The organism is Streptococcus infantis (genome assembly GCF_047463275.1).
Classification (GTDB): Bacteria; Bacillota; Bacilli; order Lactobacillales; family Streptococcaceae; genus Streptococcus; species Streptococcus infantis_AF.
On sequence record NZ_JASHEE010000005.1, the window covers coordinates 48,569 to 68,358 of the forward strand.

Consider the following 19,790-nt stretch of genomic DNA (forward strand, 5'->3'; position numbering starts at 1 on the left):
CAATAATAACAAGTTTGTTCAAAAAACGCTGAAAGTCTCTCGAAATCTAGAAAAAAAGATACTATCTACTCTTTCTCATAAACAGAAGTCGCAGATAATATCTCATCTATTTTTAATCAACATGAGTTGTTTCGTTAGCAAAGCTGATAATAGCTCTCTTCAATTCAGCACCTTGCAAGGTACGGAACTCTTCAATCTTCTGATTGATCATCTCAAGAGGCATCACATTTACTTTACCAACAAAAATCTTGTCCATTACTTGATTGTCCACTAATTCAGTTGATACAAGCAACTCTTCATATAGTTTTTCACCTGGGCGAATACCTACTTCTACGATTGGAATTTCATTTTCAGTATGACCACTGAGTAGAACCATTTTCTTAGCCAAATCGTAAATGCGTACAGGTTTACCCATATCAAGGATAAAGACTTCCCCATCCTTGGCATAAGCTCCTGCATGAATCACCAAACGACTAGCTTCTGGAATGGTCATAAAGTAACGAGTCATTCGGAAGTCTGTCACCGTTACAGGCCCACCTTCAGCGATCTGACGTTCAAAGACAGGAATTACACTACCACGGCTACCTAGTACGTTACCGAAGCGAACCGCACAATAAGTAGATTGACTACGTTGATTAAATCCAGTGACAATCAACTCAGCAACACGTTTAGTTGCTCCCATTACGTTTGGTGGATTAACGGCCTTATCTGTCGAAATCATAACCATTTTTGGAACTCGTGCGGCGTCAACTGCTCTAGCAACATTATAAGTCCCAAGGATATTATTCTTAAAGGCTTCTTTTGGATTACGCTCCATCATAGGAACATGTTTATGAGCTGCAGCATGGTAAACAATCGCTGGTTCGTACTGTTCAAAAACTTGAAGCAAACGATCGTAATCTTGAATATCGGCAATGACAGGAACAAAATCAATTTCCTGGAATTTACGAATTAATTCATGGTAAATCAGATAAATAGAGTTTTCTCCATGACCGAGCAAAATGACACGTTCAGGATTGAATCGACTGACTTGACGGCAGATTTCTGAACCAATTGAACCTCCGGCTCCAGTCACCAAGATTGTTTTGCCAGTGATTTCAGAACCCAGGCGTGATTCATCGAGCTGAATCTCCTTACGTCCCAACAGGTCCGTGATATCAATTTTCTGGAAACCACCTGCTTGAGGCTGGAGACCTTGCACAACTGACTCAATCATCGGCATCTTAAAGCATTTTACACCGATACGGTTACACATTTGCAGAATTCGTTCATATTCAGATGGATCTAGAGACGGAATCGCAACGATAACTTTTTCAACCCTGTAGCGTTTAGCCAATTCTGGTAGATCATCATAAGAACCCAAAACTGGGATTTTCCCAAGTTTTTGTCCTTTTTTCTTTTCATCATTATCCAAAATCCCAACTAGTTCAAGGTCACTAGTAGGATGTTGGTAGCTGTTCATAAAGAGCGCGCCACCATCACCAGCACCAATCAAGAAGGTACGACGGTGTTCTCCATCTCCATTTCCCTTTTTACGTCTTGAGTAAATCAACTGCCAAGTGATACGAGGAAGTAGAATCAAGAAGGTAGTTAATAGGATAAAGAGTACGATAAAGCGGATAGAAAAGAGCGGCAAGAAAGCATAGCAGATCACATAAGATAAGACACTACTGATAGTTACTCCGAAGAAAATCTTCATGAAATCTGTTATTTTGCTATATCGACTAATACTAGCATTAAGCCCCCAGAATCCAATCATCAATTGGTAGAAAAGGAAGGTTAGACCTGTATAAATGACATAGTCTACCGGGGCTGGATTAATCAAGCCATAAAATAGAATATAGGAAACAATGATTGATAAAACCATACTGGTGATGTCAAAAAATCCCCAGAATACTTGTTTTTGTTGTTTATTTAATACTTCAACCAGATCAATTACATAATCTGTCATTTTTTTATTCATGTGAATGGTATCCTCCTACACAGAATCACATTTTCTAGTAATCTTCAGATAAATTTTTAAAATCTAATTAGCTTCAATTACTTGCTTTTTCTTAGAAGTTTCAAAAATATAAACTGTCGCACAAATCCTGGACATAGGGCAACGACAACTTGGATTAAAACACTTTTCAGATATTCGCCATAAGAAATCTGTCCACGAGCGTGCATTCTTTGACGTGCTTGGCGATAGAGTTTGAGATAGCGAAGACCTCCACGGCGTTCAAACATCCCCGCTCCCACGCGCACCTTACATAGAATTTGATCCACATTTCCAGTTCGAGCTCCTGCACTAATCATATTGAGCCAGAGAAGATCATCTTCCATATAAAGGCCATCCTCGTAGTTACCAGCCTTGAGCACCATTTCTTTTTTGAACATAACAGTCATATGATTAAAGGCACTTCTCATACGTTGGTAGGCAATGATATCCTCATGCTTAGTCGGTACACGACGGTAAGACACAATCTCGTCAGGTTGGTCGATAAACTCTGCGATATGACCACCTAGTAGGTCCAAGTTTTCTTTTTCCATCAATTCGAACTGCTGTTCGAAACGGTCTTCAACAGCAATATCATCTGTATCCATACGAGCAATGACGTCATATTGGCACTGTAAGACACCGTACTGAAGCGCTAAACCTAAGCCGCGATTTTGCTCAAGTGGGCAACGTTTGATTGGAATACTTGACTGTGCTTCCAATTTCTCCAAAACTTGATACAGTTCAGGTGTCAGCGGACCATCTTCGACGATGACCACTTCGCTAGGTTTGAGCGTTTGATGTATGATACTCTCTACTGCCTCTTCTAGAAAGACTGGATTTTCTTTAACATAGACTGACATCAGGATGCTAAATTTACGATTTTCAGACACAGTAGTTCTCCAATGTATAGATTTTCTTTCACTATTTTATCACAAATTTTCAGACTTTCCTATTTTTATTTGAATTCCAGAAAAAAACTAGTAAATCTATCCTTCTTTTTTCCCCATGATTTCGCTCAACTAAGGAGCGGATTTTCTCACACCATCTTGACATCTATTGGAAAAAGCCTTAAAATAAGCTGTTATCAAAATCAGTTTATTGAGGTTCACATGAAAAAACGATCACTCTTTTTTATTCTAGGAATTATCTTAATCGGAGCGGTCTTAAGAGCTCCTTTTACGGCCTTACCAACTGTTTTGGGAGATATTGCTCAAGGTTTAGGAGTTGAGGTCAGTTCACTTGGGGTTTTGACCAGCCTTCCTCTCTTGATGTTTGCTCTTTTCTCCTCTTTTGCGACGCGTTTGGCTCAAAAGATTGGCCTCGAGCATCTTTTCACCTATAGTCTCCTCGTCTTAACCGTCGGTTCAGTGATTCGTATCTTCAATCTTCCCCTTCTCTATCTGGGAACCTTACTCATCGGAGCAAGTGTCGCTATTTTTAACGTACTTCTTCCTAGTATGATTCAAGCAAACTACCCACAAAAGATTAGCTTCCTGACAACGGTTTATGTGACGACTATGGGAATCGCGACAGCACTAGCTTCCTACCTCTCTGTACCCATTACTCAGGCAACATCTTGGAAGGGGCTGATTCTCTGCCTGTCCATGGTCTGCCTGCTAACCTTATTGGTCTGGTTCCCCAACCATGGCCACAATCATTTCCTAGAAGGGCATGAAGAGAAAAAAGAAAAAGAGAATATCCTAAAAAGCAAGCAAGTTTGGGCTATTATTGTCTTCGGTGGACTTCAGTCCCTACTCTTCTATACCAGCATGACCTGGTTACCAACCATGGCCATCAGTGCAGGGCTAGCTCATACAGATGCCGGACTTCTGGCTTCTATCTTTTCACTAATTAGCATTCCCTTCTCCATGACCATTCCAAGTTTAACGACGCGTTTGTCAAATCGTCACCGTCAAATCATGTTAACAATCATCTCTCTGGCTGGTATGTTAGGAATTGCCATGATTCTATACCCGAGCAACAGTTTCTTGTATTGGTTGGTTGCCCATCTCTTGATTGGTACTGCCTGTAGCGCTCTTTTCCCTTATCTCATGGTTTGCTTCTCCATCAAAACCAGCTCTCCTGAAAAGACGGCTCAATTATCTGGACTTGCCCAGACCGGTGGTTACATTCTAGCGGCCTTTGGACCAACTCTCTTTGGTTACAGTTTTAACATGTTCCAGTCTTGGGTTCCAGCGGTACTGATTCTTCTAGTAATTGATATCATCATGACAATCGCCCTCTTTATGGTGGATCGAGCGGATAAAATCCTTTAAAAAACTTTAGAATTTACTACAATAAACTCACTTTTCAAGCTAGACATCTGTCTGGCTTTTTTGGGTGATTTCAAAAAGTTTTAAACTAATACAGTTTAAAACTAGATTAATAGGTTATTTTTTGATATAATACAACTGCGTATGATTAGATTTTTGACTTGTGTGTTCGCAAGTATTAACATCAATGTTATAAGAATGTTTGGCTTCACATAGTTTTATTAGCTTAAGGTTTCTTTATACTAACAATCTCGTTCGCGTAAGAGTTATCATACGCTTTTTTTATAGGAAAAATGATGACTAAATTCAATCAACTACAGACAAAAGATGACTTTGCTAAACTCCTCGGTTTGAAAAGTGCTAGATACATCAATTATTTATTGTACAATATACAAACTGATAACTTATATAACACTTTCCCTATCCCTAAAAAGAATGGAGGAGAAAGAGTTATACATGCCCCCAAAAAAGAGTTGAAGTTCCTACAGAAAAAACTGGCTAATGTTTTATGGGAATGTTACCTTGAGAGCATCGAATCTAAATTTAAAGATAAAAACTTTAAGACACCTGTTTTGTCCCATGCATTTGAAAAAGGAAAAAGTATTATTACTAACTCTCAGATGCATCGAAATAAAAAATACATTCTTAACATTGACTTGAAAAATTTTTTTGATTCTTTTAATTTCGGAAGAGTAAGAGGCTTCTTTATAAAAGATAGAGATTTTGCTGTTTCACCAGAAATTGCTACTGTAATTGCACAAATTGCATGTTATCAAGGTAAGTTACCACAAGGGGCCCCATCTTCTCCAATCATTACAAATTTAATCACTAGAATTCTAGACTATCGAATTGTCAAAATTGCAAAAAAATATCGTTTTACATATTCCAGATATGCCGATGATATGACTTTTTCGACTAATCGTGAATTAAACTCCAATAAATTAAGAGCGAGTAATGAGTTAGAAAACTTTTTAACTGAATTAGAAGAGGTGATTGTCTCATCTGGTTTTGAAATTAATCCTAAAAAAACACGATTGAGCAACAACATGCAACGTCAAGAAGTTACTGGGTTAGTTGTAAACAAAAAAATAAATGTAAAAAGAGAATATATAAAGAATACTCGAGCAATGGCTTTTAAATTATATAAAGATGGAGTTTTTGAAATAGATAAAAAACCAGGAACGCTCAGTCAACTAACAGGACGTTTTGCTTTTATTTTTCAAATAGATCAATACAATAATTACCTACTCTATAAAAAATCATTAATACAAAATAATCTGGATTCACAAAAATATTTATTAAAAAGTAATTCATCAAAGAAATCTGACTCAAAATATTATTGGAAGTATATTTTTTATAATAAAGACTTACGAAAAGAATTATTCTATAATAAAAAACATAATACATATAATTTACCTAATGAGTTCTACAGTATCTCAGAAAATGAAAAAGAAGTTTATATGAGTTTATTTAATTCCAAAGAAAAAGAATATAAAAAATTTTTGTTTTATAGATACTTTTTCGGAAATGACAAACCCATGATTGTTACAGAAGGAAAGACAGATCCTATATATATTAAAGCAGCTTTAAAAAATCTATATCAGGATTATCCAGAACTTATTGAAAAAGATGGAAATAAGTTTAGATTTAAAATTGAATTTCTAAATCATAGTAATACGGTAGAATATCTATTTAATATTCCTGAAGGAGGAGAAGGATTTAAATATTGGTATAATTATTTTTCTAATCAAATACCCGCAAATTTTTTTAAGCAACGTTTCCCTACAAAAGACGACGGTAAGGATGTCTATAAGGAACTATTCCCTAATTATATGGAGTATTTTTCTAATTTAACATCAAAAGAACCTAAAAATCCTACTATATTTTTATTTGATAATGAACCATCTGGAAATCCACTTTTTAAATTTGTAAACCATGCTAAAGATTTAGAAATTAATAACAACAATTTAGATCAAATCAGAGGGAGATCTTTTTCTAAAATCACTAAGAAAAGAAGTTTATATATAATGGCAACTCCTTTAATGTATAATATGCATGACGGCAATTCATCTGATATTGAAGACTTATTATTATCTAAAAATTCGGCACCTACTTTAAAAGGAAAAAAATTTCATAAAGACGGAGGACCTTATCATTACGGAAAAGAAATTCTTTCAAAGCATGTTCTAAAGAATTATACGAAATTCGATTTTACTGAGTTCATTCCTTTGCTAGACGGCATAAGAGATAATATCCTAGATTATAAATCATTATTCTAACTTATCTTTAAATATAGTTTTATGTGATACAACTGATGTTACACTATTTCCTCCAATCTTCTAGTTTTTACTAGGAGATTTTTATATATAAAAATTTTACACATATTGCTTGACAAGGCTTACATTTAGATGTATGATGTATGTGTAGAATAATTATATATAAAATTTTTACATACTAAAAAAGGAGGTGCCCCATGTATTTTCCAACATCATCGGCCTTGATTGAATTTCTCATCCTGGCCATCCTAGAACAAGGGGATTCCTATGGTTATGAGATTAGCCAAACCATTAAACTCATTGCCAAAATCAAGGAATCCACCCTCTACCCCATCTTGAAAAAACTGGATACCAACCGCTATCTGACTACATACTCTCGCGAATACCAAGGTCGGATGCGCAAATACTACTCTTTGACAGAAATCGGAGAGGAGCAACTCTTTGTCCTTCGAGAAGAATGGACACTCTACACTGACACTATCAACGGCATCATAGAAGGGAGCATTCGCCATGACAAGAACTGAATATTTGAATCAGCTTGAAGCCTATCTGATGAAGCTGCCTCAATCTGATCGCATCGAAGCCATGGACTACTTCAAAGAACTCTTTGATGATGCTGGTCCAGAAGGTGAAGAGGAGCTAATGGCTAGCCTCGGTAGTCCAAAAGAGGCTGCCCATGACATCCTGACTACACTTCTTGATAAAAAAATCAACGAAGAAAATTCCAATAAGAACAACCGACAAGTTTTACAAATCGCAATCCTCGCACTTCTGGCTGCACCTATTGGGATTCCAGTCGGAATTGGTCTTCTCATGGCTATCATCGGGATTTTTATCGCTGCGGTCAGTGTACTTTTAGCCTTCTTTGCTGTATCGGCAGCTGGAATGGTTCTCGGAGCTGTCCTCCTATTTGAAAGCTTCTACGTTCTGGCTGAATCTACATCTGCTTTTATGCTGATTTTTGGTGGAGGTTTGCTAGCTATTGGAGCTTCATCTTTAGTTCTGTTGGCAACGTCCTATGTGACCCGTTTCTTTGGAATACTAATCCTTCGACTTATTCAGTGGATTCTTAATAGAGGAAAGAGAGGTGAAAGTCATGCGTAAATTAACAAAAGGATTTCTTATCTTTGGTGTTGTTACTAGTATCATCGGTTTTGCCATGATCATCATCGGCATCCAAACCGATGGTGTCAGAAGCCTCCTTGCAATGTCTCAAAATCCAGTATTTGAAAGCCGAATGGACGAACTCGTTTTCGATCAAGATATCGAAAATCTTAACATCTCACTAACACAACATTCGCTCGTCATTACGGAGTCAAACGATGATAAGATTCACCTTCAGTATCACCCGACCATCTCTGAAAAAGAAAATCTTCAACACTCTATCAAAGAGAAAAGTCTTGAAATAACTGATACCAAGTCAACTACACGTCGCTCTGTAGGTTCTAGTATCCAAGGTATCCTCTTTATCGCAAGCGGAATTTCTAGCCGCAATGATGAAGTTGTTCTCTCATTACCAAGAGGAAAAGAATTAAAAAATCTAACTGCCCAGGTAAACCATCGTATCCTTTCAATTGCCAATGCAAAACTCAGCAATGCCAAGATTCTGTCAAATGGCTATCTTCTTCGTATCACTGATAGCGAGATCAAAAATAGCCAACTGATCACAACTGGAATTGTCAATGTATTTGAAACCAGTCTAACAGATAGTCGCATCCAAGCAGACCATGAACATATCTCTGCTGAGGATATTCAAGTACATGGTAAGGTAGAGCTAGAGTCAAAAAAAGATATGGTCATCAAGCTAGCTAAAAAAGAACTTGAGAGAATTAATGTAGAACTTTCTTCTGACCATGGTTCCATCTATCATCGTAGTCGGGAAGGATATAATCCAAACGAGGAAAACAAGGAAGATGAAGAGTTCTCTAATCCTTACAAATCAGAGAAAAAAGATACACAAGATTTACTTGTCGCAAAAGCTGGTCAAGACATCAATCTACCAAAAGAGGATGTTCGCTCGCCTTCTTATAGACATCATGAATAAAAAGTTACTAATCAAAAAGGAGGTCTTATCATGACTCAAGAATGGTTCGAAAGTGCTGATTTCGAGAAAACAGCCAACAATGAGAAAAAAGATAACCCATCTGACCCAGTCATTCCCCAAGAAGAGTTAAAAGAAAAAGAAGAATTGCCAGTGGTTGAAGAAAGCCTTCAAGCCAATCCTGAAGAACAAGAAGCTGACCTAGAGAAAGTAGAGAGTGACGAACACGAAGAAATCGTTGCAAAGACAGACAAGTCAGAAGAACCTGTAGAGACTGAAGAACAAGAAGAACTGGCAACAAAGACAGACCAAGCAGAAAAACCAGTTAAGGAAGCAGCTCAGCCTAGCAAATCTTTGGAAAGTCCATTTGTCCCAGATCTTGTCCCTACAAAAACTGCAATCTTCAAAGAAGAATTGGCTGATTTTTGGGTCTGGTTACAAGGTGCTCTCAAAGAGCCAACAGCAAGCATTGGTTCAGATAAAAAACATAGTTATAACGCCTTTGCACTACTAACTATCTTTTCTGCTACAAGTTTTCTCTTTGTAGTTTATCACGCCAAACAAGGCTACTATGGTCGTATGGCAAGCATCGATGCTCACTTCATGGAACAATTCCCATCTCTCAATCTCTTCTCGGTCTTCTCCATCCTAGTAGCGACAAGTTTGTTCTACTTTTCAATCCTCATGGGTGGATTTGTAGTCAAACGTTTTGTCGACCAGGACAGTGATTGGACATTAGAAAGAGCCTTTCAAGCACATAGCAGACTCTTGGCTATCCCAGTTCTCTTGACAGGTATTGCTAGTTTCTTCGCTCTTTTTAATGGTCTACGATTTGCAGTATTGCTTTGCTTGATTAGCATTGGTCTGACTCTCTTGGCCAATCTCTACATCATCTCAAGACCTAGCAAGGATAGTCAAACCGATCCCTTCTATCGCCTTCTCTTAGCTTTCCTAGTCAACGGTGGTGTCCTATTTCTCTTCTTCCTAGCAGAAATGGCACTTGTTTTCGACTATCTTCGAATCCTTGCTTTTATGTAAGATAAAATCCTGTCACTCTGACAGGATTTTTTTGTGTACACAAAAAGCAGATCAAACGATCTGCCTTTTCACATTATTTAAAACCAATATCTTTTATTTATGCCTCTAGTTACCTTTTACTAAGTTATCAAAATCTTCCCCTGAAACAGGACCTACTTCTACTTGGTTAGCATCTAAATCCTGATAAAGTTCTTTTGGAAGAGCTTCTAAGAAGGCTTTGTAATCTAATCTAGCTACCGCTTCATAGTCTTCTGGTTTTGAGCCATCCCCAGAGATTTTTACCAAATCAATCTCCCAAACAAGTTCCTTGCCTACCAATTGCTCAACGTAAGGAGCAGGAATCACCGGTTCTTTTGGCAAAATGGTTTTTACTCCCAGAGCTAGGTGGTAGACCCCATGAACCTTACCTTCACCATCTGGATAGAATTTAGCACTGGAAGGATAGGCATCAGACCCTTGAACTTTCTTGACCAACTCTTCAAAACGTGCCAAGCCATCTTCTTCTAAGAAACTTTCCAAATCTTTCTTATCAAAGTAGACAGGTGATAGAATACCCTGGCAGAAACCTAAACGAGCAGCCTTATCAGCCAGATAGTTCTTAACCGTTTCTTGGAAATAGTTTTCCAAATCAAAGTCTGCCAAGCCTTCAACTGCTTCACCAACCTTGCTAGACAAAGCCCGCAAGAGCTCTTCTACTATCTCCCAGTCAGCTCTTGTAATCAAGTCAGGAATAATTACTTGATAGCCGTTTTGAGAGTCAAGGTAGCGAACTTTAAAGAGAAACTGAGATTTTCCCACAACAGCACACTCGATATACTCAAGACGATTGAGAGGTTGACGGAGGTAAACAGCATCATAACTATGCGACTCTAGGCCTTCTACTAAGCCTAAAATTGATTTAGCTGTAAGAATCTCCTGTTGTCCTAAAATACTTTGTTTATTTGGAATAAAAAATGTCTTCACCATAATGGTCTCCTTTGAAATCGTTTACATATAGTATACACCATTTTCCTGAAAGATGCAGAAACAAATTTAAGATTTTTTAGTCAAAAGCATAGAAAAACAGCCCTTTAGGACTGTTAATGTTTATTATACAACTTCAGAATGGTCTAGGCTCTCACCAATTGCTGCTAAACGCTCGATGACTTGATCTTGTGTCAATTCATGTTCTAAAACATAGCGATTACGTGGGTGAACACGGCACTCGTGCGAGCAACCACGAAGATATTTGTCTTCGTTGTCTTCTGATGCCAAGATACGGCGGTTACAGAATGGATTTCCACAGTTGACATAGCGTTCACATGGTGTTCCATCAAACCAATCTTTCCCTACAATGGTTGGATTGACATGGTTGACATCAACTGCAATACGTTCGTCAAAGACGTACATTTTTCCATCCCAAAGTTCCCCTTGAACTTCTGGATCTTTCCCATAAGTCGCAATTCCTCCATGCAATTGACCGACATCTTTGTAGCCTTCACGTACCATCCAACCTGAGAATTTCTCACAGCGGACTCCACCTGTACAGTAAACAACGACACGTTTATCCATGAATTTTTCCTTGTTATCACGAACCCATTGTGGTAATTCACGGAAATTGCGGATGTCAGGACGGATAGCCCCACGGAAGTGCCCAAGGTCGTACTCATAGTCATTACGAGTATCAAGGACTACTGTATCTTCATCTAGGAGGGCTTCTTTAAATTCTTTTGGTGACAAGTAAGCTCCTGTTGTTTCAAGAGGATTGATGTCATTGTCAAAGTTATCATCCTCTAAACCAAGGTGAACGATTTCTTTTTTGTAGCGAACAAACATCTTCTTGAAGGCTTGCTCACTTTCTTCATCAATCTTGAACCAGAGGTCTTCCATACCTGGAAGGCTGTGAACGTAGTCCATGTATTTTTGCGTTGTTTCGTAGTCACCAGAAACGGTTCCGTTGATTCCTTCGTCAGCCACTAAGATACGCCCCTTGAGGCCAATAGACTTACAGAAAGCCAAGTGGTCTGCAGCAAATTGTTCCGCGTTTTCGATGGGAACATATTTATAGTAAAGTAAAACTCGAATATCTTTTGACATGTGCTTCTCTTTTCTAAGATTAAATTATCAGAATTTTTCATTCAACTATACCAGTATACTCTCCCAAGAAAGCGAATGCAATTTATTTGACCGAAAAATAAAAAACAAGACCCATTTTCAGATCTCGTTTTAATTAAATATTCGATGAAGAAAACTTAACAAAAAGATATCCATGGCCTGTCTTGACTAAAATACCTATCATGATCCAAAAAAGAATCACCACCCCGTCTGGAAAACTCCAGACAAGGCAGTGATCGCATCTTTTAGGAATGAATACACGAAATCAATTATTCTTATGATTTTTTGTTTTTCAAGAATTCGTCGTATTGTTTTTGCATTTCATCCAATACTTTTTGGTAAGCACCTTCAGATTTAAGTTTTTCCATCAATTCTGGAATAGCTTTTTCTGGGTCTACAGTACCAGTGTTGATAGCTGTATCGAATTGTTGCATAGTGTTAGTGATAGCTGAGATTTCAGATTTCACGTTGTCAGTGTTGAAGATGAATCCAAGCGCTGGAGATTCTTTTGCAGTTTCCAAGTCTTTCTTAGATTGTGCAATTTGCTCATCTGTAACGTTTTCGTTGATGTAAAGGATCCAGTTGTTACCAGTGTTCCATCCTGACATGTGAGTGTTTCCTTTGTATCCATCAAGGACTTTAACACGGTTTTCTTTACCTGCAACTTTTTCCCAGTTCTTGCCTTCTGGACCGTAAACAAGACCGTTCAAGAGTTCTGGGTTAGTGTTCAAGAGGTTTAACACTTCCATTGCTTTTTCTTTGTTCTTAGAGTTGTTTGAGATTACAAAGTTAGCAACTTGAGTTGTTTGGTTTTTCTTGATGAAGTTAGTAAATGGTTTGATTTGGATATCTCTGTTAGCAACACGAGAAAGCAAGCTGCTACCGTAGTCAGCTGGTCCTACTGTTTCTTCACGAACAAGCCAAGTATCTTGAGTAAGGTCATATGAAGTTTCGCTTGTTGCTACGTCTTTTGGAATGTATCCTGCTTCATAGTATTTGTGAAGAGTCTTCAAGTGTTCTACGAAACGAGGAACTTCGTAACGGTTTACGATCTTAGTAGTGTCGCCTTCAAGGTCGATAACGAATGGAAGACCATTTGCAACTGGGTAGTCAAAGTTTTCTGATGGGATAAAGTTTTTACCAACAGCGAATGGCATTACATCTGGAGCTTTTTCTTTGATTTGTTTCAATACTGGTTCAAGTGTTTCGTATGAAGTTACACCTGAGATATCGATTCCATATTTTTCAAGAAGTGGGCCGTTGAAAGCAAAGTTTTGTGAAGATGCAACGTTGGCTGCAACTGGAACAGAATAAATCTTACCGTTTATAGTGTTACCTTTGATGTAAGCTGGGTCAAGTGCTTTGTAAAGGTCAGCTCCTTCTTTCTTGTACAATTCTGTCAAGTCAGCATAAGCACCTTTTTGAGCGTTTACGACATAGTTATCTGCAAAGGCGATATCATAGTTTTCACCTGATGAAGTGATAACTGACATTTTCTTGCCGTAGTCACCCCAACCAAGGTATTGGATATCCAATTTAGCACCAACTTTTTCTCCGATGATTTTGTTAGCATTTTCTAGCAACTCATCCAAGTTATCTGGTTTGTCACCGATTTGGTACATTTTGATAACAGTCTTATCACCTGATGACGATGATGATTCAGCAGCTTTTTGGTTGTTTCCTTTAAGGTTACCACAAGCTGCAAGTCCAGCAGCCAAAGCTAGAAGGCTAGCTGAAGTAAAAGCATATTTTTTCCAGTTTTTCATGATAAAAACTCCTTTTTTTATTTTTAAATTTAAAACAATTTTAGTGATCTACTTTTCACAAGAAAAGTTAGATAGGGTAGAGAAAACTTGTTTCTCAGTGTCTCTTATTCTTTAACACCACCGATAGTTAAACCTTTTACAAAGTAGCGTTGGAAGAATGGATAGAGAATCGCAATCGGAACAGTCGCAACAACGACCATGGCCATACGACCTGTTTCTTTTGGTAAGGCAACAGCAAGTTGTCCTGACATCCCAACTGACTTAGCAATGTAATCCATGTTGTTTTGAATTTGCATCAGCAAATATTGCAATGGATACAAGTTATCACTCTTGATGTAAAGTAGGGCATTGAACCAGTCGTTCCAGAATCCAAGTGCTGTCAAAAGTGTGATAGTCGCAATCCCTGGAAGAGAAAGTGGTAAACAGATTTGGAAGAAGATCCGAGCCTCACTAGCCCCGTCGATACGAGCTGATTCGAGGATTGCTTCTGGGATGGTCTTCTTGAAGAAGGAACGCATCAACATGATGTTGAAAGGTGATAGAAGCATCGGAACAATCAAGGCCCAAATAGTATCACCAAGGTGAAGCAATTGAGTTACCACGATATAGCCTGGTACCAAACCAGCATTGAACAACATACTAAGAAGAGCGAAAACTGTAAAGAATTTGCGATACTTAAACGTTGAACGTGAGATGGCATAAGCGTAGGTTGTGGTGATGAATACGTTTGTTAATGTACCAACCACTGTCACAAAGGTTGAGATAAAGAGCGCTTGTAGAATCTTGTCCTTGAACTGAGCCAAGAACTCAAAACCATCTAAACCAAATTGTGATGGGAAGAAGCTATATCCATATTGAACGATACTCTTCTCATCTGTAATTGAGATAATGATTACAAAGATGAAAGGCAAGATACAAGAGAAGGCCAGCAAACCAGATATGATACTAAAGAAGATATCTGCCTTTTTGCTGAAGGAGTGTATGCCAACATTATCAATTTTTTCTTTTTGAATTTTTTTTGCCATATGCTCCTCCTTTCTAGAATAGTGCTGAGTTAGGATCAACACGTCTTGCAAGTAAGTTTGATAGGATAACGAGAATCAAACCGACGACTGACTGATAGAGACCGGCTGCTGACGCCATTCCGATATCTGCTGTCTGAGTCAATCCGTTAAAGACATAAACGTCCAAAACGTTTGTTACACTATAGAGCTGACCAGCGTTGTGGGGGATTTGGTAGAAAAGACCGAAGTCTGCACGGAAGATGTTTCCGACTGCAAGGATGGTCAATACTGTCACAAGCGGTGTCAACTGAGGGATGGTTACGTTACGGATACGTTGCCATTTGCTAGCACCATCCACTGTCGCTGCTTCGTAGTAAGTTGGGTCAATACCCATGATAGTTGCGTAGTACATTACACTACTATATCCAAAGCCTTTCCAGATACCTAGGAAGAGGAGAAGGTAAGGCCAGATGCTTACATCAGCGTAGAAGTTAATACCCTTCATTCCAAGAGCTTCTAAGGTGTGGTTGATAAGCCCTTTATCGATGTTTAGGAAAGCATCTGTAAAGAAACTGATGATAACCCAAGATAGGAAGTAAGGGAACAACATAGATGTTTGGTAGATTTTAACCATTTGCTTAGAGCGAAGTTCACTAAGGATAATGGCGATACCAACTGACACAACCAAACCGATAAAGATAAATCCAAGGTTGTAAAGTACTGTGTTTCGAGTGATGACAAAGGCATCTTTCGAACTAAACAAGAATTTAAAGTTATCTAGTCCGACCCATTTACTATTTATAATACTGTGGACGAATCCTTCACCAGTCATATGGTAGTCTTTGAAGGCAACCACATTTCCAAATACTGGGATGTAGAAGAATAAAATCAACCATAGTGTCCCTGGTAAAACCATTAAGAGAAAAATCCAATTATCTCTCAAAGTTTTTGAAAACTTGTTCATAATTTCCTCCCTTTTTATTTTCTAAAACTTGATAATCTCACAATTTTTAGACTTGATAACGTTTACAAAAATAGTATACTCTTATTTTTAGGACAGTTTAAACTACAAATTATAGAAAAAACTCCACAAATTATTTTATGTGGAGAACTTTTTTTATATAAGAATAGGTTTCATGGGAAACGCTTTGCATACGATAAGTGTATTTCCGCTTTACTAATTGAAAACTTGTTCCAATATTGGGTGATGAAACTCGACAAAATGAACCTGGGCATTTATGATAGCCCCTGATTCATTTTTATCAATCTCTGGTCTTCCTTCGGTGTGTAAAAGAGTAGGATTACCATCCTTGTAGCCAAAGAGAATCACCTCTGTCTCTGCTTCATTCACATAGCAAGCTAGGATTTCAAACTGACCAGAACCTGAGCCTGCAATATACCCATACCATTTAAAAGTATAGCTCTCTCCATCCACTTGTCCAAATTGCATCATCTGATCCGGAACTGCAAGTCCATAATAACGACCATATGTTGCTAGGTTAGTAGACTTAAATCTTTCACCTTTACTATCTGAATAGGACTCCATGGCAATTTTTATCTTATCTGTTAGAGCACTATAGTCTGTATCTGGCTCATTCTCTGTAGCTACGCTTGTTTTTAAGAGAAATTCCTTAAAACCTTGCGCTAAATCTGCGTTTTCAGTCTCTTCAAAATTCGCAGCACTGATAGTTTCTAGTGTCTTATCGGCATACAAGACCTGTGCTTGCCCATCCTTGAGAGTAAATAGGTAGAAATGTCTGGCTTGATCGTCATAGTAGGCATCCAAAACCAAGTAATCATAGGCATTGTCACTGGACACCCCGAAAATATTCCATCGGACTCTTTTCTTAGAAACAGTTGTTGTTTCTATTTTTTTGATGAGTTCATTTTTTTCGTCAAAGTTTCTATGCTCCAGTCTATGATAGGACTGTCCCATAGAAGCAGCCCAGCTTGCAAATTCTTCCTGCCACTTTTCGGTATTGTATTGGATTAGCTTCTGAAAATCCGAGTAGTTCTTCATAATCAAAGCTTGGTCAGTCGGATTAGATAACTGGAGTTCTTCCATAGCTACAACGGTGGCAGACATGGGAGATTGAACAGTTGTATCCTTGGCTTCTTTTTCGTATGCAAGAGCCTTTTGATAGGAATCCGCTAGGTAGTGAAAATAGTTGGTTACTTCCTTGGTTTGTTGCTCCCTTGATGTTGACTGACTAGTTACGCTATCTTCTGTCGCCTTGTGGCAAGCAGATAAAACTAGCACACTCGCACCTAGGACTAGTAGTAGATTTTTCATAGTCAAACCTCCAAACTATCCTTATACTCAATGAAAATCAAAGAGCAAACTAGGAAGCGAGCCGCAGGCTGTACTTGAGTACGGCAAGGCGAAGCTGACGTGGTTTGAATTTGATTTTAGAAGAGTATTATACCTTCATTATACTCCTTCCCAACCTCCAAATCAAAAAACATCTCCATGTATTTAAAAGGAGATGTTTGGATATCTGTGATAAATTTCTAGGTCGTATAAATAGTGGATGCTGTCGCAATAGTATGCCACTGGTTGGCTGTCGTTGCTGCGAAGTCCTTGTCTGCGTAAAAGTCAGTAAATGGAAGAATTTCGACTTCTAATTCTTCGATGCAGTCAATTTGACCAGCCAAATAAGTCTCGATACGGCTTTCTGCTCGCTTGATGCGTTGCAAGAGCCCACCCATACGGATATCTACTGTATCCAAGCCAAAGACCTTGTTTTCTTTCAACCATTGCTGACTAAAGAGCTTGTGGAAGGTTTCAATCTGGCTTCTTAATTTTGGTAATTCTTCCCTAGCGATTTGTTGCAAGCTCTCTTTATCACCTGCTTGATAGGCTTGACGAATGCGTCGGCCTACATCGACTTTACTACTTAAAATAGCATTCAACTGAGCCTGAGTTTCGAAAAGATAAGCGTAGACTCCAGCTTTTTCTGTAATGTCAGAAAGAGTCTCAGCTGCCTGGGCAAAGTGAGGCTTGTCCTGTTCAGGTGTCATGTGCTTGTCAAGAATTGGGCAGAGAACATCCTGATAAAAGGTATAGCGGTTGGGGTTGATACCATGTATATTACCTGGTAGGTCTGGCAATAGGTTGGCTAGATCCAGCTGCATAAAGTCCTCAACGGATAGACCTGTATTGGTCTTGAAATGGGCAGATAGACGTTCTAAATCATTGCGGTAGCTGAGTTCCGCCCAGATCTGTAAGCTTGGCAGAATAGAGAACTGGGCTGTTTCTCCACCATTATCTGCCCAGCCAGTCACGATGACTTCCCTAATCTGGTTGGCACGGCAGGCTTTATTGGCTTCAATAGCTACTAAGCGGCTAAATTGGTTGTGTGGTGTAAAACCAATCCATTTCCAAGCACCACCTGCAAAGGCGATATCCTGGCTAATCTTGTGGTGATTACCGAAGTTACGGTTGTATTTTTCTTCGCTATCCTGATAATAATCCCAGTAAACCAAGGTCACACGGTCTTTAAGGCGGTCAAGAAAAACTCGTGTTTCCTCTGGAATTTCCACATCACGGTCGTACTGGCCATCTGCTGACATGAGTTTGAAGAACATATCGCTCCACATTTGGCAGTGGAAACCATACTTATCTGCAATATCCAGCACGCGCTCCAAATGTTGACACATGAGGAGGCTACGGTCCACAACACCGTTTAAGATGAGGTAGCGTCCCAAACCAACCAAGTGGGCTTCGTCCATGCCGATATTAACCTTGCGTGTCTGCAGTTTAGACAGAGTAGCAAACATACCGTCGATTAGGTCGTAAACTTTTTCTTCGCCGATGAGGAGAATGTCCTCTACATCACGAAGTTGCTGGACTTCCTTGACACCCCATTTGACAAAGGCTGATAAGTGGGCCAAGGTCTGGATACAAGGAACAAAAGTCATGTCAAACTGCTGGGCATAGGCTTCGATTTCCTGTAATTCCTCAGCTGAATAAGCCCCGCGGAAATAACCAAAATAAGGTTGCCCTTCAATCTGATAGGTGTCTTCCATGTAGAGCTCAAAGGTTGAATAACCCATCAGAGCTAGAAGTTCAATCATCTGCTTGGCAGATGCAACATTTAACACTGCATTTCGGGAACAGTCTGCCATGTAGGCTAAATCTTCATAAGCCGCTTGCTCCTCAATCTCCACCTTATCACCTTCTTCTAAAGCTGTTGCGAGAACAGACAAGGCGCGATAGAGTTGGTGAGGTTTGCGATAAGTCAATTGATATTCTCCGCCCTCACCCTTGATAGAGATAGAAGCTTGGTCAGACTGAGCGACTGCCACTTCTACATCTGGTAGAGAAATGTGCTTTTGAAGTAAGTCTATAGCTTGCTGTTGTTTACTGCTAATTCCGGTAAAATTTACCATTGGTTTTCCTCCTGTAACCAGTTGACAAGGGCACCGTAGAGATTGGCATCTGCCTGATAGGTGCAAGCTTGAATCACTGGAGCAATTGTATATTCTTCATAATTTTCGACAAAAGCATCTACTGCTTTTTGCACCCCTTCGATAAAATCTGGGTTCTGACTGATAGAGCCACCTAGGCTGATGACATCTGGGTCGATCAGGTACTGAATATTGAGTAGTCCTTGAGCTAGATTACGATTCATCCGCTCAATGGCTTCTTGACAAAGGGCATTGCCTGTTGCAGCCTCTTGGTAAACCTTTCGGCCATCCCAATCGGTTTGACCAGATTTTTCGATGACATAGCGAACCATGCTTCCTGTAGAAGCTAATAGTGACCAGTTGTTGAGTTTTTCTGCTGGTTCAATAGTTGTCATGTAACCAAACTCTCCACCCAAGCCATGGCGACCACGGTGAATTTTGCCATTGATAATCATGGCTCCACCGATCCCTGTACCAATAACGACACAGGCTGCATTTTCAATCTCAGGATGAGCTAGCAGTTCACTAAGTCCAACACAGTTGGCATCATTTTCTAGATGGACAGGGAGTTGGTGATGAGCAAGGGTCTCATACCATGAAAAACCATGGATGTAAGGAATAGCACTAATCCCCTCAATCACTCCTGTTTCTTGATTGACTGCACCTGGCACACTCATGGCAATCCCACGATAGTCCTGTTCTGACAAGCGTTGGTCCAACCAAGCCAATAAATCTTCTAGAGTTTCTGGAGTTGGGGTGCTGGTCTTATCTAAAATCTTTCCATCAGGAGTTAGACTAGCAAACTTAATGCCAGTCCCTCCGATATCAATTGTTGCAATGGTCATTGCTTTCACCTGCAAAAAGGAGCGAATCAGCAGTTGGTTCTTACTTTTTCGCTCCTCCTTTC

At 39.1% G+C, this 19,790-nt stretch carries 16 protein-coding genes; 6 read left to right on the top strand and 10 right to left on the bottom strand.

Going from position 1 to position 19,790, the window contains the following annotated elements:
• Positions 1–112: 112 nt before the first annotated feature.
• Positions 113–1,963, bottom strand: a complete 1,851-nt coding sequence (locus QM923_RS08065; RefSeq protein ID WP_414291483.1) for a polysaccharide biosynthesis protein — start codon at positions 1,961–1,963, stop codon at positions 113–115.
• A 77-nt stretch (positions 1,964–2,040) separates the two neighbouring features.
• Positions 2,041–2,871 carry a glycosyltransferase gene (locus tag QM923_RS08070; RefSeq protein WP_414291484.1) on the bottom strand — a complete coding sequence of 277 codons (831 nt, stop codon included), beginning with the start codon at positions 2,869–2,871 and terminating at the stop codon, positions 2,041–2,043.
• 219 nt (positions 2,872–3,090) lie between these two features.
• Between QM923_RS08070 and QM923_RS08075 the strand changes: the two genes are divergently transcribed.
• The 6 genes from QM923_RS08075 (at position 3,091) to QM923_RS08100 (ending at position 9,609) form a co-directional block, all read left to right on the top strand.
• Positions 3,091–4,257 (top strand): CynX/NimT family MFS transporter, encoded by a 1,167-nt coding sequence (locus QM923_RS08075; RefSeq protein WP_414291485.1) that lies wholly within the window; start codon positions 3,091–3,093, stop codon positions 4,255–4,257.
• Positions 4,258–4,550: 293 nt separating this feature from the next.
• Positions 4,551–6,533: a retron Ec67 family RNA-directed DNA polymerase/endonuclease gene (locus tag QM923_RS08080; RefSeq protein ID WP_414291486.1), complete on the top strand. Its 1,983-nt coding sequence runs from the start codon at positions 4,551–4,553 to the stop codon at positions 6,531–6,533.
• A 194-nt stretch (positions 6,534–6,727) separates the two neighbouring features.
• Positions 6,728–7,054 carry a PadR family transcriptional regulator gene (locus QM923_RS08085; RefSeq protein ID WP_000273853.1) on the top strand — a complete coding sequence of 109 codons (327 nt, stop codon included), beginning with the start codon at positions 6,728–6,730 and terminating at the stop codon, positions 7,052–7,054.
• On the top strand, positions 7,041–7,634 hold the full coding sequence (locus tag QM923_RS08090) for a DUF1700 domain-containing protein (RefSeq protein ID WP_414291487.1): 594 nt from the start codon (positions 7,041–7,043) through the stop codon (positions 7,632–7,634). Before QM923_RS08085 ends, QM923_RS08090 begins: the two co-directional genes overlap by 14 nt.
• The gene (locus QM923_RS08095) at positions 7,627–8,574 is read left to right on the top strand and encodes a DUF4097 family beta strand repeat-containing protein (RefSeq protein WP_414291488.1); all 948 of its coding nucleotides are present in this window, start codon (positions 7,627–7,629) and stop codon (positions 8,572–8,574) included. The genes QM923_RS08090 and QM923_RS08095 overlap by 8 nt, the downstream gene beginning before the upstream one ends.
• A gap of 30 nt (positions 8,575–8,604) precedes the next feature.
• Positions 8,605–9,609, top strand: a complete 1,005-nt coding sequence (locus QM923_RS08100; RefSeq protein ID WP_414291489.1) for a DUF6574 domain-containing protein — start codon at positions 8,605–8,607, stop codon at positions 9,607–9,609.
• 105 nt (positions 9,610–9,714) lie between these two features.
• On the opposite strand, the gene QM923_RS08105 is transcribed toward QM923_RS08100, so the two are convergent.
• The 8 genes from QM923_RS08105 to QM923_RS08140 form a co-directional block, all read right to left on the bottom strand.
• Positions 9,715–10,575 (bottom strand): DUF4299 family protein, encoded by an 861-nt coding sequence (locus QM923_RS08105; RefSeq protein ID WP_414291490.1) that lies wholly within the window; start codon positions 10,573–10,575, stop codon positions 9,715–9,717.
• Positions 10,576–10,698: 123 nt separating this feature from the next.
• Positions 10,699–11,685, bottom strand: a complete 987-nt coding sequence (gene trhO / locus QM923_RS08110; RefSeq protein WP_254804309.1) for an oxygen-dependent tRNA uridine(34) hydroxylase TrhO — start codon at positions 11,683–11,685, stop codon at positions 10,699–10,701.
• A gap of 293 nt (positions 11,686–11,978) precedes the next feature.
• A complete protein-coding gene (locus QM923_RS08115) occupies positions 11,979–13,469 on the bottom strand; it encodes an ABC transporter substrate-binding protein (protein WP_414291491.1) in 1,491 nt (496 codons plus the stop codon).
• A 104-nt stretch (positions 13,470–13,573) separates the two neighbouring features.
• Positions 13,574–14,494 (bottom strand): carbohydrate ABC transporter permease, encoded by a 921-nt coding sequence (locus tag QM923_RS08120; protein WP_414271868.1) that lies wholly within the window; start codon positions 14,492–14,494, stop codon positions 13,574–13,576.
• Positions 14,495–14,507: 13 nt separating this feature from the next.
• Positions 14,508–15,437 (bottom strand): ABC transporter permease, encoded by a 930-nt coding sequence (locus tag QM923_RS08125; RefSeq protein ID WP_414291492.1) that lies wholly within the window; start codon positions 15,435–15,437, stop codon positions 14,508–14,510.
• 213 nt (positions 15,438–15,650) lie between these two features.
• Complete coding sequence (locus tag QM923_RS08130; protein WP_414291493.1) at positions 15,651–16,766, bottom strand: DUF4767 domain-containing protein; 1,116 nt, start codon at positions 16,764–16,766, stop codon at positions 15,651–15,653.
• 218 nt (positions 16,767–16,984) lie between these two features.
• Positions 16,985–18,865 (bottom strand): beta-N-acetylhexosaminidase, encoded by a 1,881-nt coding sequence (locus tag QM923_RS08135; protein ID WP_414291494.1) that lies wholly within the window; start codon positions 18,863–18,865, stop codon positions 16,985–16,987.
• Entirely contained in the window at positions 18,859–19,728 is an 870-nt protein-coding gene (locus QM923_RS08140) for an ROK family protein (RefSeq protein WP_414291495.1), read from the bottom strand. Before QM923_RS08140 ends, QM923_RS08135 begins: the two co-directional genes overlap by 7 nt.
• Positions 19,729–19,790: the final 62 nt, after the last annotated feature.

What these genes read in the sequence shown, in the direction of transcription:
- QM923_RS08095 (WP_414291488.1), top strand. Translation starts at nt 7,627, where the DNA reads ATGCGTAAATTAACAAAAGGATTTCTTATCTTTGGTGTTGTTACTAGT.
- QM923_RS08075 (WP_414291485.1), top strand. Translation starts at nt 3,091, where the DNA reads ATGAAAAAACGATCACTCTTTTTTATTCTAGGAATTATCTTAATCGGA.
- QM923_RS08080 (WP_414291486.1), top strand. Translation starts at nt 4,551, where the DNA reads ATGACTAAATTCAATCAACTACAGACAAAAGATGACTTTGCTAAACTC.
- QM923_RS08120 (WP_414271868.1), bottom strand. Translation starts at nt 14,494, where the DNA reads ATGGCAAAAAAAATTCAAAAAGAAAAAATTGATAATGTTGGCATACAC.
- QM923_RS08105 (WP_414291490.1), bottom strand. Translation starts at nt 10,575, where the DNA reads ATGGTGAAGACATTTTTTATTCCAAATAAACAAAGTATTTTAGGACAA.
- QM923_RS08140 (WP_414291495.1), bottom strand. Translation starts at nt 19,728, where the DNA reads ATGACCATTGCAACAATTGATATCGGAGGGACTGGCATTAAGTTTGCT.
- QM923_RS08130 (WP_414291493.1), bottom strand. Translation starts at nt 16,766, where the DNA reads ATGAAAAATCTACTACTAGTCCTAGGTGCGAGTGTGCTAGTTTTATCT.
- QM923_RS08115 (WP_414291491.1), bottom strand. Translation starts at nt 13,469, where the DNA reads ATGAAAAACTGGAAAAAATATGCTTTTACTTCAGCTAGCCTTCTAGCT.
- QM923_RS08065 (WP_414291483.1), bottom strand. Translation starts at nt 1,963, where the DNA reads ATGAATAAAAAAATGACAGATTATGTAATTGATCTGGTTGAAGTATTA.
- QM923_RS08090 (WP_414291487.1), top strand. Translation starts at nt 7,041, where the DNA reads ATGACAAGAACTGAATATTTGAATCAGCTTGAAGCCTATCTGATGAAG.
- QM923_RS08100 (WP_414291489.1), top strand. Translation starts at nt 8,605, where the DNA reads ATGACTCAAGAATGGTTCGAAAGTGCTGATTTCGAGAAAACAGCCAAC.
- trhO (WP_254804309.1), bottom strand. Translation starts at nt 11,685, where the DNA reads ATGTCAAAAGATATTCGAGTTTTACTTTACTATAAATATGTTCCCATC.
- QM923_RS08125 (WP_414291492.1), bottom strand. Translation starts at nt 15,437, where the DNA reads ATGAACAAGTTTTCAAAAACTTTGAGAGATAATTGGATTTTTCTCTTA.
- QM923_RS08085 (WP_000273853.1), top strand. Translation starts at nt 6,728, where the DNA reads ATGTATTTTCCAACATCATCGGCCTTGATTGAATTTCTCATCCTGGCC.
- QM923_RS08135 (WP_414291494.1), bottom strand. Translation starts at nt 18,865, where the DNA reads ATGGTAAATTTTACCGGAATTAGCAGTAAACAACAGCAAGCTATAGAC.